Origin of the sequence: Leclercia sp. LSNIH1 (genome assembly GCF_002902985.1) — a bacterium.
GTDB lineage: Bacteria > Pseudomonadota > Gammaproteobacteria > Enterobacterales > Enterobacteriaceae > Enterobacter.
In genome coordinates this window covers 531,915-546,382 of sequence record NZ_CP026167.1, presented here as the reverse complement: position 1 = coordinate 546,382, position 14,468 = coordinate 531,915, and the positions used below count along the sequence as shown (strand labels likewise).

The 14,468-nt window shown below is 57.8% G+C and carries 15 protein-coding genes; 12 read left to right on the top strand and 3 right to left on the bottom strand.

The window, feature by feature from the left end:
- Positions 1-36 precede the first annotated feature (36 nt).
- Complete coding sequence (mrcA, locus tag C2U54_RS02955; protein WP_103177308.1) at positions 37-2,589, bottom strand: peptidoglycan glycosyltransferase/peptidoglycan DD-transpeptidase MrcA; 2,553 nt, start codon at positions 2,587-2,589, stop codon at positions 37-39.
- Between the two features lie 120 nt (positions 2,590-2,709).
- Here mrcA and C2U54_RS02950 point away from each other — a divergent pair, with 120 nt between their 5' ends.
- From C2U54_RS02950 to trpS, 12 genes are all read left to right on the top strand, one after another.
- Positions 2,710-3,498, top strand: a complete 789-nt coding sequence (locus tag C2U54_RS02950; RefSeq protein ID WP_103177307.1) for a DNA utilization protein HofM — start codon at positions 2,710-2,712, stop codon at positions 3,496-3,498.
- Positions 3,495-4,034, top strand: coding sequence for a PilN domain-containing protein (locus C2U54_RS02945; protein ID WP_103177306.1), 540 nt, complete (start codon positions 3,495-3,497; stop codon positions 4,032-4,034). The genes C2U54_RS02950 and C2U54_RS02945 overlap by 4 nt, the downstream gene beginning before the upstream one ends.
- Entirely contained in the window at positions 4,018-4,479 is a 462-nt protein-coding gene (locus tag C2U54_RS02940) for a HofO family protein (protein WP_103177305.1), read from the top strand. The genes C2U54_RS02945 and C2U54_RS02940 overlap by 17 nt, the downstream gene beginning before the upstream one ends.
- Positions 4,469-4,864, top strand: coding sequence for a HofP DNA utilization family protein (locus C2U54_RS02935; RefSeq protein ID WP_103177304.1), 396 nt, complete (start codon positions 4,469-4,471; stop codon positions 4,862-4,864). Before C2U54_RS02940 ends, C2U54_RS02935 begins: the two co-directional genes overlap by 11 nt.
- Complete coding sequence (hofQ, locus tag C2U54_RS02930; RefSeq protein WP_103177303.1) at positions 4,779-6,014, top strand: DNA uptake porin HofQ; 1,236 nt, start codon at positions 4,779-4,781, stop codon at positions 6,012-6,014. Before C2U54_RS02935 ends, hofQ begins: the two co-directional genes overlap by 86 nt.
- A gap of 296 nt (positions 6,015-6,310) precedes the next feature.
- Positions 6,311-6,832, top strand: coding sequence for a shikimate kinase AroK (gene aroK, locus C2U54_RS02920; RefSeq protein WP_003861630.1), 522 nt, complete (start codon positions 6,311-6,313; stop codon positions 6,830-6,832).
- A gap of 58 nt (positions 6,833-6,890) precedes the next feature.
- A complete protein-coding gene (aroB, locus tag C2U54_RS02915) occupies positions 6,891-7,979 on the top strand; it encodes a 3-dehydroquinate synthase (protein ID WP_103177302.1) in 1,089 nt (362 codons plus the stop codon).
- A 92-nt stretch (positions 7,980-8,071) separates the two neighbouring features.
- Positions 8,072-9,340: a cell division protein DamX gene (damX, locus tag C2U54_RS02910; protein ID WP_103177301.1), complete on the top strand. Its 1,269-nt coding sequence runs from the start codon at positions 8,072-8,074 to the stop codon at positions 9,338-9,340.
- 67 nt (positions 9,341-9,407) lie between these two features.
- Positions 9,408-10,220, top strand: coding sequence for an adenine-specific DNA-methyltransferase (dam, locus tag C2U54_RS02905; RefSeq protein ID WP_103177300.1), 813 nt, complete (start codon positions 9,408-9,410; stop codon positions 10,218-10,220).
- A 41-nt stretch (positions 10,221-10,261) separates the two neighbouring features.
- A complete protein-coding gene (gene rpe / locus C2U54_RS02900) occupies positions 10,262-10,939 on the top strand; it encodes a ribulose-phosphate 3-epimerase (RefSeq protein ID WP_103177299.1) in 678 nt (225 codons plus the stop codon).
- Positions 10,932-11,693 (top strand): phosphoglycolate phosphatase, encoded by a 762-nt coding sequence (gene gph / locus C2U54_RS02895; protein ID WP_103177298.1) that lies wholly within the window; start codon positions 10,932-10,934, stop codon positions 11,691-11,693. The genes rpe and gph overlap by 8 nt, the downstream gene beginning before the upstream one ends.
- The gene (gene trpS / locus C2U54_RS02890; protein WP_103177297.1) at positions 11,686-12,690 is read left to right on the top strand and encodes a tryptophan--tRNA ligase; all 1,005 of its coding nucleotides are present in this window, start codon (positions 11,686-11,688) and stop codon (positions 12,688-12,690) included. Before gph ends, trpS begins: the two co-directional genes overlap by 8 nt.
- A 92-nt stretch (positions 12,691-12,782) precedes the next feature.
- Here the strand turns inward: trpS and C2U54_RS02885 are convergent, their stop codons facing one another.
- The gene (locus C2U54_RS02885) at positions 12,783-12,953 is read right to left on the bottom strand and encodes a YhfL family protein (protein WP_032614785.1); all 171 of its coding nucleotides are present in this window, start codon (positions 12,951-12,953) and stop codon (positions 12,783-12,785) included.
- Between the two features lie 134 nt (positions 12,954-13,087).
- Positions 13,088-14,461, bottom strand: coding sequence for a siroheme synthase CysG (gene cysG, locus C2U54_RS02880; protein ID WP_103177296.1), 1,374 nt, complete (start codon positions 14,459-14,461; stop codon positions 13,088-13,090).
- Positions 14,462-14,468: the final 7 nt, after the last annotated feature.

Here is a 14,468-nt window from a genome sequence, read left to right as displayed (position 1 = left end):
GGAAAGTCCCCCCTCCACAGGGAAGGGGGAGATAGATCAGAAGAGTTCTTGCGTTTCGCCGTTATCTATCAACGTTGTACCCACCTCATGCACCACCTGATGCGTTGGCTGCGTACCTTCGATGAAATACTCCTCACGACTGTTACCCCCGTTAGCCAGCTGACCGCTGCTGCGATCGATATTGACCGTTACGATGCCCGGCGGTGGCGTGAGCGGCTCTTCCGGTACGCCATCAAGAACGATCTTCATAAAGGCATCCCACGCGGGCTGCGCGCTTTTGGCTCCGCCCTCGTAACCGGAGATCTGATCTTTAATCGCCCCGGAAGCCGTGGTACGACCTAAATCGCGACGGTGATCGTCAAAGCCGATCCACACCGAAGTGACCGCGCCCGGGCCATAACCTGAGAACCAGGCATCTTTGGAGCTGTTGGTGGTGCCGGTTTTGCCGCCGATATCCTTGCGCTGCAAATCACGACCGGCACGCCAGCCTGTACCCTGCCAGCCCGGTTCACCAAAGATGTTGCTGTTCAGCGCGCTCTTGATCAGGAACGCCAGCGGAGTGTTAATCACGTGCGGGGCGTACTCCTGAGCACCGGTCTGGGCGACCAGCGCCTGGTTCGCCTGCTGGAGCTGCGGCATCGGCACCGCCGCATTTTGCCGCTCCTGTGAAATCGCCACATCCTCCATGTCCTGGTTGTTCAGTGCGTCTGACTTAGGCGTATCGCCATAGATGACGGGAATGTCACACTCGGCGCAGGCGATCTTCGGCTTGGCCTCGAACAGCACGCCGCCCTGGTCGTTCTCGATTTTGCTGATGAAGAACGGATCGACCAGGAAGCCGCCGTTGGCCATCACCGCATAACCGCGGGCGACCTGTAGCGGGGTAAACGACGCGGAGCCCAGCGCCAGCGACTCGGTATGCACAATATTCTGCGCCGGGAAGCCGAAGCGCTGCAGGTACTCCGCCGCATAATCGACGCCCATGGCACGCATGGCGCGCACCATCACTACGTTTTTCGACTGCCCCAGTCCCTGACGCAGGCGAATCGGACCCGCGTACTCTGCCGGTGAGTTTTTTGGCCGCCAGTCGGAACCGGCCCCGGCATCCCAGCGGGAGATCGGCACGTCATTGAGAATACTGGCGAGGGTTAGACCCTTGTCCATTGCCGCGGTGTAGAGGAACGGCTTGATATTGGAACCGACCTGACGCAGCGCCTGAGTGGCACGGTTAAACTTGCTCTGATTGAAGTCGAAGCCGCCCACCAGCGCCAGGACCGCGCCGTTATGCGGGTCGATAGAGACCAGCGCCGAGTTAACGTCCGGGATCTGTCCCAGCCACCAGGCGTCATTAACCTGGCGGACCCAGATTTGCTGGCCCACCTGTACTACGTCGGTCACTTTGCGTGGCGTCGCGCCCTGCTGTGTATCAGAGCGATACGGACGTGCCCAGCGTACCCCTTCCATCCGCAGCGACACGGAGGTGCCGTCGGCGAGCATCGCCGTGGCTTCCTGCGGATTGGCCTGGGTCACTACCGCCGCCACGAAGGGCCCATAGCCCGGCAGCGGCTTCAGGGTGTCGGTAATTTTTTTACTGCTCCAGGCGGATTCACCCACCTTCCACAGCACGTTTGACGGGCCGCGGTAGCCGTGGCGCATATCGTAATCAATGACGTTGTTACGCACCGCCTGCTGCGCGCCCTGCTGGATGTTGCGGCTGATGGTGGTGTAGACGCGGTAGCCATCCTCGTAGGCTTGTTCGCCGTAGCGGGAGACCATCTCCTGACGAACCATTTCACTCAGATAGGGAGCGGAGAAGGCAATTTCCGGCGCGTGATAGTTGGCATCAATCACCTCACTGCGCGCCTGATCGTACTGCGTCTGGCTGATATAGCCCTCGCTCAGCATACGCGACAGCACCACATTGCGACGTGCTGTCGCGCGATCCAGCGAGTAGAGCGGGTTGAAGGTAGAAGGCGCCTTCGGCAAACCGGCGATGGTCGCCATTTCACTCAGGGTCAGCTGTTCGATGGATTTACCGAAATAGACCTGCGCCGCCGCGCCCACGCCATAGGCACGGTAGCCGAGATAGATCTTGTTGAGGTAAAGCTCAAGGATCTCATCTTTATTCAGCAGCTGCTCAATGCGGATCGCCAGGAAGACTTCCTTAATCTTACGCATCAGCGTTTTTTCAGGACTCAGGAAGAAGTTACGCGCCAGCTGCTGGGTGATGGTACTCGCCCCCTGCGAAGCATGGCCGGAGAAGAGCGCCACGCTTGCGGCACGGAAAATCCCCACCGGGTCGACGCCGTGGTGCTCATAAAAGCGGCTATCTTCTGTGGCAATAAAGGCTTTCACCATTTCTGGCGGAATTTGATTCAGCGTCAGCGGGATACGCCGCTTTTCGCCGTACTGGGCAATCAGCTCGCCATCGGCGCTATAAACCTGCATCGGGATCTGAAGGCGTACGTCACGAAGCGTAGCGACATCAGGCAGTTGCGGCTCAATATATTTGTACAAACCAAAAATCGAGCCTGCTCCAAGCAGAATGCAACAGACTGCAAGGATCAATAAATACTTTACGAACTTCACTGGAGATTTCCCATTTAGTTTGAACTGGGCAGTTTCTAAACAATCGCGCGGTAGTATAAAGGCAAGCCTGTAGCATTGATATAGCCGTTATCCCCCCGGACGATAAGGAGATCGTGAAACATGGTATTTAAAACATGGCGAACAGGCGTTCATATTCAACAGGATAAGGTGCTGGCCGTCGCGCTGGTACGCAGAAAGTCGGGCTGGGGGCTGCGCCGCTGGTGGCAGCTCCCCCTCGCGGAGGGTGTTATCCGCGACGGGCAAATTCTTCAGCCCGAACAACTGGCTGCAGCGCTGCGCGAGTGGCGACAGTGGCTGCCTTACCAGCATCAGGTACTTCTCGCCTTTCCGGCCGCCCGCACCCTGCAACGCACCTTTCCGCGCCCGGCGATAACCCTGCGCGACAGCGAAGAGACGGCCTGGATTGGCGCGGCCTTGAGCCGCGAGCTGGAGATGGCACCCGATGCCCTGCGTTTTGATTATGCGGAAGATACGTTCAGCCAGGGGTATCAGGTTACCGCGGCACAAAATAAAGAGATCGCCACGCTGCTGGAGCTGGCCCGGGTGTTGCGTCTGCGGCTGGCCGCGATCACACCCGATGCCGGGGCGCTGGCCCATTTTCTGCCTTTTGTAGACGCGCCTGCCCAGTGCGTTGCCTGGCGCGATCGGGATCAATGGCTATGGGCGATGCGTCACCAGTGGGGCAGGCGTGGGCTGGCGGAGGCGCCCGATGTTGAAAGCCTTGCAGCCCTGCTGGCGCTAAGGGTTGAGGAGATCGCCTGCTGCGATATGCGCAGTTTCGACCCCTGGAACGTGTTGTCCCACCGGCAACCGCCGCTGCCTGAAAATGGCGCGGATTTTAGCGTCGCACTGGCGTTAGCGCTGGCGACGGGAGGCTATGCGCGATGAGCGCGGCCAATCTGCTGCCGTGGCGTCAGCAACAAAAACGCCACTGCCTGCGCTTCTGGGGCTTGCTGTTCACCGGCTCGCTGCTGGTAACGCTGGGGCTCTGGACCGCCCGGCGGGCCGACGCCCCGCTGCAAGCGCAGGTTTTCGCGCAGCGACAGGCCAGCGATGTGGCGCTGAGGCAGGCGCTGGCGCAGCGGCAAACGCAGTGGACGGCGCGTATTGTTCAGCGCCAGCAACAGCAGCGCTGGGCGCAAAAAAAAGCGCAGACGGAGGCATGGCAGACGATCCTCATCGCCCTGGCCCGCGCCCTGCCGGAGCAGGCATGGCTGGCGCAGCTCCGTTTCCAGCACTCTACCCTCTCCCTGAGTGGCTACGCCGCCACGTTACCGGCGCTTGCGGCGCTGGAGAGAGCGCTACGCCAGCTGCCGGGGTTTACCCCCGCCGCGCCCGGCGAGATGCGCCAGGACGCGCAGGGGCGCTGGCAATTTAGCTGGGCGCTGACCCGCAAGGAGCAGGCTGATGCGGATCCCTCCTGACATCTGGTACGCGTTGTCCCCGCGCTGGCGCTGGCTGTGCTGGGGCCTCAGCTCAGGGTTGATGCTGCTCTGCGTGATCGGGGGGCAGCTAGGCATGCAGCAGCAACAGCTTGCCACGCATCAGGCTCAGCACGCGCGTGACGCGGCGATCAACGGCCGCTTATGGACCGCGGTGCGTAAGCTCTCGCCCGTTGAGGAGGCGCCATCGTCCGTGGCGTCACGGCCCTTTTCGCCGCTGGAGTTCGATACCGGTGAGCTACGCATGGTGCGCTGGCAACCCGTCAGTGCTGGAGGCGAACTGGTGGTCGAGGCGGTCTGGGGGCAGATCCCCGGGCTGTTTGCCACTCTCGCCCAACGCGACGTGGCGGTGGCGCGTTTTACGCTCCAGCCAGAACAGCAAAAGCTGCGCCTCACCCTGCACCTGGAGCGCCAGAATGCGGGTTAGCGGTGGCGTACTGCTTCTGCTGCCGCTTCTTCTCGGCATGCGCGATCCGTTTCAGGCTCCGGTGTCACGCTGCCCCGATGCAGCCCTGAGCCAGTGGCATTATGCCGGGCTGGTATCCGGCGCGGTGCCGGTGGGCATCGTCAGGGATGAAAAGTCCCGCTGGTTGCGGGTGCGTCGCGGCGACACGTTGCCTCAGGGCTGGCGGGTAAGGGTGCTGGATGAAAAGGAGTTGGTCATCGACACGTCTGAGGCGTGTGAACCGCCGTTATGGCGATGGCAACGACAAGGAACGAAACAGGATGAAAAGAGGGATGGTGGCATTGCTGCTGATCGGCGGCCAGACGCTGGCAGCGGAACCGTTGGCCGTGAATCTGGTCGTGGATGATGTGCCGGTCGCCCAGCTTCTGCAGGCCCTGGCGGAGCAGGAGAACCGCAATATGATTATCGCACCGGACGTGAGCGGCAATGTCTCTCTGCGTCTGCAAAAGGTTCCCTGGTTACAGGCGATACAGACGGTGGTGACCAGCGCCGGGCTGGTGATGCGCCAGCAGGAGGGCATCTTTTATATCCACAGCGCCGCCTGGCAACAACAGCAGCAGGCCAGAAAAGAGGCGGAGCGCGCTAAGCGTCAGCTCAGTGTGCCGCTGGAGGCGCGCAGTTTTTCTCTCTCCTATGCGGATGCGGGCGATCTCAGGCAGGCTGCCGAAAAGCTCCTCAGCCCAAAAGGCAGCCTTGCGGTGGACAAACGCACCAACCGTCTGCTGGTGCGCGACAGCCGGGCTGCGCTGGATGCGTTACAGCACTGGGTGGGGCAGATGGATCTGCCGGTAGCCCAGGTCGAGTTGGCGGCACACATTGTCAGCATGAGTGAAAAAAGCCTGCGGGAGCTGGGCGTAAAGTGGAGTCTGGCGCAGGCGCAGCAGCCCGGTAAGCCCGGAGAGCTGACGATACTCAACAGCGATCTTGCGGTGACCAACGCCACGACGCAGGTGGGTTTCACTATCGGCCGGATTAATGGCCGGTTGCTGGACATTGAGCTCTCCGCCCTGGAACAAAAACAGCAGGTGGATATTATCGCCAGCCCGCGTCTGCTGGCGTCGCACATGCAGCCTGCCAGCATTAAACAGGGGAGTGAAATTCCCTATCAGGTCTCCAGCGGAGAGAGCGGCGCGACGTCGGTGGAATTTAAAGAGGCGGTACTGGGCATGGAGGTGACCCCGGTGGTGCTGGCCAATGGACGTGTACGCCTGAAGCTGCGCATCAGCGAGAACAGCCCGGGCCAGGTGCTGAAGCAGGCCGACAGTGAAACCATGACGATAGACAAGCAGGAGATCGAAACCCAGGTAGAGGTCAAAAGTGGTGAAACGCTGGCCTTAGGTGGAATTTTTTCTCAGAGACATAAAAGCGGGAGTGAAAATGTGCCAGGCTTGAGCCGTATCCCCATCCTGGGGCAGTTTTTTCGCCATCAGGGTAAAGACAACGAGCGCCGGGAATTAGTGGTTTTTATTACCCCTCGTCTGGTTGCGACACCCTGATAAGCGGTAACGCCCCACCTGATTTTGCATTCTGTTTGTTGCAGATGTTTGACGTGGGGCATTAATTAGCATACAAGGAGTACCGATTTGAGAATCAGCCTACTCAATCTCACACCTTAACAACTTAAGCGGCAGGCAGGGTGATTTATTCTGTTGCCAAACAAGCTGGAGTATTGAGATAATTTTTAGTCTGACTCTCGCTCTATCGCATATGAGGTTTCAGTTCATGTCCTGTTACGCCAGGTATCGGCGAAGCGGGTTTACCATTAACGAATAGTCTTAGTAGTACCGAAAAAATGGCAGAGAAACGCAATATCTTTCTGGTTGGGCCTATGGGTGCCGGCAAAAGCACTATTGGGCGCCAGTTAGCTCAACAACTCAATATGGAATTTTACGATTCTGATCAAGAGATTGAGAAACGAACCGGAGCTGATGTGGGCTGGGTCTTCGATGTAGAAGGCGAAGAGGGTTTCCGTGACCGAGAAGAAAAAGTCATCAATGAACTTACGGAAAAACAGGGCATTGTGCTGGCTACTGGCGGCGGCTCTGTAAAATCTCGCGAAACTCGCAACCGTCTCTCCGCCCGCGGTGTCGTGGTCTATCTCGAAACGACCATCGAAAAACAACTGGCGCGTACGCAGCGTGATAAAAAACGCCCGTTGCTGCAGGTTGAGACGCCTCCACGTGAAGTTCTGGAAGCGCTGGCAGATGAACGCAATCCCCTGTACGAAGAGATTGCTGACGTCACCATTCGCACAGACGATCAGAGCGCTAAAGTGGTCGCAAACCAGATTATTCATATGCTGGAAAGCAACTGATTCTGGCTTTATATATACTCGCCTGCGGGTAAAAAGTATTTAAGGTGGATGTCGCGCTATGGAGAGGATTACAGTCACGCTCGGTGAACGGAGTTACCCTATCACTATCGCGGCTGGTTTGTTTAACGACCCAGCTTCCTTCTTACCACTGAAAGCGGGTGATCAGGCAATGCTGGTCACCAATGAGACACTGGCTCCGCTTTATCTCGACCGCGTACGTCAGCTGCTTGAACAGGCTGGCGTGAAGGTCGACAGTGTGATTCTGCCTGATGGCGAACAGTATAAAAGCCTGACGGTACTTGATACCGTCTTCACCGCATTACTGCAAAAACCGCACGGTCGCGACACAACACTGCTGGCATTAGGCGGCGGTGTTGTTGGCGATCTGACCGGGTTTGCGGCAGCAAGCTATCAGCGTGGCGTTCGTTTTATTCAGATCCCGACCACGCTGTTGTCGCAGGTTGACTCTTCTGTTGGCGGCAAAACCGCCGTAAACCATCCGCTTGGCAAAAACATGATTGGCGCGTTCTATCAGCCCGCGTCGGTGGTGGTGGATCTCGACTGCCTGCAAACGCTGCCGAAGCGCGAGCTGGCATCTGGCCTGGCGGAAGTGATCAAGTACGGCATTATTCTGGATGGCGAGTTCTTTAGCTGGCTTGAAGAGAATATGGACGCCTTATTGCGCCTGGATGGTCAGGCGATGGCGTACTGTATTCGCCGTTGTTGTGAGCTGAAAGCAGAAGTGGTTGCCGCAGACGAGCGCGAAACAGGCTTACGTGCTTTACTGAATCTGGGGCACACCTATGGCCATGCTATCGAAGCCGAAATGGGCTACGGTAACTGGCTGCATGGCGAGGCCGTGGCGGCAGGGATGGTGATGGCCGCTCGCACCTCAGAGCGTCTGGGTCAGTTCAGCAAGGCGGATACACAACGCATTATCACGTTGCTTGAGCGTGCCGGGTTACCGGTGACGGGACCGCGCGAAATGTCAGCGCAGGCCTACTTGCCGCACATGATGCGTGATAAAAAAGTATTAGCAGGCGAGATGCGTCTGGTACTCCCGCTTGCAATCGGAAAGAGTGAAGTTCGTGGCGGTGTGCCGCACGATGTCGTTCTTGGCGCTATTGCTGATTGCCAGCAAGCGTAACTATTAGAAAGGTCCGGCTGCGGTAATACGTAGCCATTTTGCTTCAGGTGATGTGCAAAGTCGTAGGCATAAGCCTTTTAGTGGGGTGTTAAATGGATGAATTCAAACCAGAAGACGAGCTGAAACCCGATCCCAGCGATCGTCGTACTGGTCGTACTCGCCAATCTTCAGAACGCGATAACGAGCCGCAAATCAACTTTGATGAGGTCGATCTGGACAATGACGATCCTCGTCCTTCGCGTGGCCGCGCCGCCCGCGAGGAGCGTGAAGAAGAGGATTATGAGTCCGAAGATGATTCAATGGACGAAGCGCCCGTACAGCGTCGCCCGCGCAAGCGTAAGGCCGCTGCGGCGAAACCCGCTTCCCGCCAGTATATTATGATGGGCCTGGGGGTGCTGGTCCTGCTGCTGCTGATTATCGGCGTCGGCTCCGCACTGAAAGCCCCGTCCACCTCGCCTGCTGAACAAACTGCTTCCGGCGAGAAGAGTATCGATCTTTCCGGCAGCGCTGCCGACCAGGCAAATGGCTCGCAGCCAGCGCCAGGCGCTACCTCCGCAGAGAATACGCAGCAGGAGATCTCTCTGCCGCCTGTTGCCTCCACGCCGACTCAGGGCCAGTCTCCGGCTACTCCTGAAGGCCAGCAGCGCGTTGAGGTTCAGGGCAATCTGAATAACGCCCTGACGCAGCCGCAGAGCGAGCAGCAGGTTAACAATGTAGTGGTGAACTCCACCCTGCCGACCGAGCCTGCGACCGTAGCGCCAATCCGTGGTGCTACCGGGCAACAGCAGACGGCGGCGGCAGAATCTGCGCCACGTCAGACTAAACCTGCGCAGCATCAGGAGCGTAAGCAGGCGGTAATTGAGCCGAAGCGTGAAGCGAAGCCGCAGCCTGTTGCGAAAGCAGAAGCGCCTAAAGCAGCCGCGCAGCCGAAGCACACTGAGACGGCAACCAGCGCCCCGGCGAAAGCGCCTGCGACAACCGCGACGGCACCGAAAGCAACGCCAGCGCCGACCGCAACAGCATCGACGCCAGCGGCGAGCGCCCCGGCGGCTTCTGCCAGCACCGGTAAATCGACAGGGAACGTGAGTTCACTGAAGTCTGCGCCGTCCACCAACTACACGTTGCAGCTGAGCAGCTCTTCCAGCTATGACAACCTCAACGGCTGGGCGAAAAAATCGAACCTGAAAAACTTTGTTGTCTATGAGACCACCCGTAACGGTCAGCCATGGTATGTGCTGGTAAGCGGTGTGTACTCATCGAAAGACGAAGCAAAACGCGCGGTTGCCACACTGCCAGCCGACGTTCAGGCGAAAAATCCGTGGGCGAAGCCGATCCGTCAGGTTCAGTCCGATTTGAAGTAATCTGTGAAGCGCAGGATGCTGTCGGAGCTTTCTCCACAGCCGGAGAAGGTGTAATCAGTTAGTCAGCATGAAAAAAAATCGCGCTTTTTTGAAATGGGCAGGGGGGAAATACCCCCTGCTCGATGATATTCAAAAACACCTGCCAGACGGCGAGTGTCTTGTCGAACCCTTTGTTGGTGCGGGCTCGGTATTTCTCAATACCAACTACTCCCGCTATATCCTTGCGGATATCAACAGCGACCTGATCAGTCTTTACAACATCGTAAAAGAGCGTACCGATGAGTACGTCGATGAGGCGCGCAAGCTGTTTACGCCAGAGAACAACACCCCGGACGTTTACTATCAGCACCGCGCTGAGTTTAATCAGTGCCAGGATAAGTTCCGCCGTGCGCTGCTGTTCCTCTATCTTAATCGCCACGGTTACAACGGCCTGTGCCGGTATAATCTGCGTGGTGAATTCAACGTGCCGTTTGGCCGCTACAAGCGTCCCTATTTCCCTCAGGCCGAGCTGTATCACTTTGCTGAAAAAGCGCAGAATGCAGAGTTTTATTGCCTCTCGTATGAAGAGTGTATGAACCTTGCTGACGTCAATTCGGTGGTTTACTGTGACCCCCCGTACGCACCGCTGTCTGCTACGGCGAACTTTACCGCTTATCACACCAACAGCTTTAGCCCTGCCGAGCAGGCGCATCTGGCGGGGATGGCGGAAAAGCTGGTCAGCAAAAGTATCCCGGTGTTAATTTCGAATCACGATACGCCCGATACGCGCGAATGGTACAAGGCCGCGGAGCATTTTCAGGTCAAAGTCCGGCGCAGCATCAGCAGCAACGGCGGCACACGTAAAAAGGTGGACGAACTGCTGGCACTCTATCTGCCCTGAGCCGTTTCGCCCGCCGTTAAACAAAGTTCAAGGAGATGCGGATGAAACAGTATTTGATTGCACCCTCAATTCTTTCGGCTGATTTTGCCCGGCTGGGCGAAGATACCGCGAAAGCACTGGCTGCCGGTGCGGATGTCGTTCATTTCGACGTTATGGATAACCACTACGTGCCTAACCTGACCATCGGCCCGATGGTCCTGAAGGCGCTGCGCAATTATGGCGTGACCGCACCGATTGACGTGCACCTGATGGTAAAACCGGTCGATCGCATCGTGCCAGATTTTGCCGCCGCGGGTGCCAGCATCATCACCTTCCATCCTGAAGCCTCCGAACACGTTGACCGTACGCTACAGCTGATCAAAGAGCACGGCTGTAAGGCGGGCCTGGTCTTCAATCCGGCCACGCCGCTGAGCTACCTGGATTACGTCATGAACAAGCTGGACGTGATCCTGCTGATGTCCGTTAACCCGGGCTTTGGCGGGCAGTCTTTCATTCCGCATACGCTGGATAAACTGCGGGAAGTACGTCGCCGTATCGACGAGTCTGGCTTTGATATCCGCCTCGAAGTGGATGGCGGCGTGAAGGTCAGCAACATCGGCGAAATCGCGGCGGCGGGGGCAGATATGTTTGTCGCGGGTTCGGCTATTTTCGATCAGCCGGACTACAAAAAAGTCATTGATGAAATGCGCAGTGAACTGGCGAAGGTAAGTCATGGATAATTTGCAGGCAATTCGGGGTGTTGCATTTGACCTCGACGGTACGCTGGTGGACAGCGCACCGGGTTTAACCGCGGCGGTCGATCAGGCGCTGTACGCGCTGGAGCTGCCGGTGGCGGGCGAAGAACGTGTGGTGACGTGGATCGGTAACGGGGCTGACGTGCTGATGGAGCGCGCGCTGACCTGGGCGCGCCAGGAGCGTGCTGTTCAACGTGCGGCGCAGGGCAAGCCGGGTGTCGATCATGCAGACATCCCTCAGGAAGAGCAGGTGCGTATCCTGCGTAAGCTGTTTAACCGTTTTTATGAAGAGACGGTGGAAGAGGGTAGCTTCCTGTTCCCGGATGTGGCCGCTACGCTGAGCGCGCTGCATGCTCAGGGTCTGCCGCTAGGGCTGGTGACCAACAAGCCGACGGCGTTCGTCGCCCCGCTGCTGGAAGCGCTCGATATCGCTCACTATTTCTCGGTTATTGTCGGCGGCGACGATGTGCAGAACAAGAAGCCGCATCCCGAACCGCTACTGCTGGTGGCAGGAAAATTATCCTTACCGCCTGAAGCGCTGCTCTTTGTGGGTGATTCGCGCAATGATATTCTGGCTGCCAGGGCCGCAGGCTGCCCGTCCGTTGGCCTGACTTATGGCTATAACTACGGTGAATCCATTACGCTGAGTGAGCCGGATTTTGTCTTCGACCACTTCAAAGATTTGTTGCCCGTTCTCGGGCTTTCGCACAGTGAAAATCAGGAATTGAAAAATGACTAAGCCCATCGTATTTAGTGGCGCACAGCCCTCAGGTGAACTGACCATTGGCAACTATATGGGTGCGCTGCGTCAGTGGGTTGGCATGCAGGATGATTACCACTGCATTTATTGCATCGTGGATTTGCACGCTATCACCGCGCGTCAGGATCCTGAGAAACTGCGTAAGGCCACGCTGGATACGCTTGCGCTCTATCTGGCCTGTGGTATCGACCCGGAGAAAAGCACCATTTTCGTTCAGTCTCACGTGCCGGAGCATGCGCAGCTGGGCTGGGCGCTGAACTGCTACACCTACTTTGGCGAACTGAGCCGCATGACCCAGTTCAAGGACAAATCGGCCCGCTATTCGGAAAACATCAACGCCGGTCTGTTTGATTACCCGGTGCTGATGGCCGCTGACATTCTGCTCTACCAGACCAACCAGGTGCCGGTGGGTGAAGATCAGAAGCAGCATCTGGAGCTGAGCCGCGATATCGCCCAGCGCTTTAACGCGCTGTATGGTGATGTCTTCAAAGTGCCGGAGCCGTTTATTCCGAAGTCCGGCGCCCGCGTGATGTCCCTGCTGGAGCCGACCAAAAAGATGTCCAAGTCGGACGATAACCGCAACAACGTTATCGGCCTGCTGGAAGATCCGAAAGCGGTGGTGAAAAAGCTCAAGCGTGCGGTGACCGATTCGGACGAGCCGCCTGTGGTGCGTTACGACGTGCAGAACAAAGCGGGCGTCTCTAACCTGCTGGATATTCTCTCTGGCGTGACGGGCCGTACCATTCCGGAGCTGGAGCAGCACTTCGAAGGTAAGATGTATGGCCATCTGAAAGGTGAAGTGGCTGAAGCGGTTTCCGGCATGCTCACCGAGCTGCAGGCGCGCTATCACCAGTTCCGCAATGACGAAGCTTACCTGCAGAAGGTGATGAAAGAGGGCGCCGAGAAGGCCAGCGCACGCGCCTCAGAAACCCTGAAAGCGGTCTACGAAGCGATTGGGTTTGTGGCGAAGCCTTAAGCTTGTTTGCCGGGTGGCGGCTTCGCCTTACCCGGCCTACGGGATATAAAAAAACCGGGAATTTCCCGGTTTTTTTATTGCCTGTGAAACGATTACTGATTTGCTGCCGGGCCGCAGCCACCGATGATCTTAGAGATGGAGATCGCCGGGTGGAGCAGGTAATCGTAGCTGCAGTTATTTTTGGTGTTTTGCACATGGCCAGTGCACGCCGTCAGGGTTGTTAAGATGCCTGCAACCAGGGCAATCTTTGCCAGTTTGAACATAACGCTTCCTTGTCTGTAACGTGAGGGAATATATAGAAAATGTGCTTTCGCGGAAGGTATGTTATCGACAGCGCTAAGACAGGAGTAGTCCATAACAGGACTACTCATTTGGCGGGGAATATGTTCAGCCTGACCTAGTGGTTTGAAAACCAGTTGAGTTTGTCACGCAGCGCCACCACGCGACCCACCACGATCAGCGCCGGGCTTTCAACCTGCTGCGCCAGCTCGCCCAACTGGGTTAACACGCCGCTGACCACGCGCTGTTTAATCGATGTGCCGTTCTCTACCAGCGCAACCGGCATTTCTGCATCCATGCCATGTTCAAGCAGTTTCGCCTGTATCGTCGCCGCCTGGTTCAGCCCCATATAGAAGACCAGAGTCTGTTTTTCTGCGGCCAGGTTATGCCAGTCCAGCTCGCTGCCGGTTTTCAGATGGCCGGTAACCAGACGTACGCTCTGGGCGTAATCGCGATGGGTCAGCGGAATGCCGGAATAGGCGGAGCAACCGGAGGCTGCGGTAATGCCCGGCACCACCGAGAAGGGAATGCCCGCTTCGCATAGCGTCTCCAGCTCCTCGCCGCCGCGCCCGAAGATAAACGGATCGCCGCCTTTCAGCCGCACCACGCGTTTACCCTTCTGGGCTTCACGCAGCAGGATCTGGTTAATCTCTTCCTGCGGAACGCAGTGATAACCTGCGCGCTTGCCGACAAACACCCGGTCGGCATCCCGGCGCACCAGGTTCATAATGTCGTCAGAGACCAGGCGGTCATAGACCACGATATCCGCCTGCTGGATCTGCTGTAGCCCTTTCAGGGTTAACAGGCCGGCATCACCCGGACCGGCACCCACCAGCACCACTTCGCCCCGGTGATCGAGCGGGGCATTGATCAGTTGCTCGGTGGTTTCATCCACGGCCTTTTGATCCTGATTCGCCAGCGACTGCGCCAGCCGGTCGTTCACAAAGAATTTTTCCCAGAAACGACGGCGTTCGCCCACGGTGGCAAACTGCTTTTTCACACGGCTTCGCAGCTGCCCCGCATACTGGGCCACCTGGCCTAAATGCTGCGGCAGAATGGCTTCCAGCTTTTCACGCAGCAGGCGCGCCAGTACCGGCGAGGTGCCACCGGAGGAGACAGCGACCATCAACGGCGAGCGGTCGATAATCGACGGCATGATAAAGCTCGCCTCTTTCGGCGCATCCACCACGTTGCAGAAGATCCGCCGCGCTTCACAGGCGTCGCTGACGCGCTGGTTAACCGCATCGTCGTCGGTGGCGGCGATGGTCAGCCAGCAGGTATCGAGCAGCGTTTCGTTGAACTCACCCTCAACGAGGGTGAGCATCCCTTCCTGCGCCCACACGGTGAATTGCGGGGCGAAGTCGAGAGCGTTGACGGTAAGTCGGGCACCTGCGTCTAACAGCAGGCGGGCTTTGCGTTCAGCCACATCGCCACCACCTACGAGCAGGCAGTCACGATTGCGTAATTGACAGAATATTGGCAGGTGATCCACGACATTA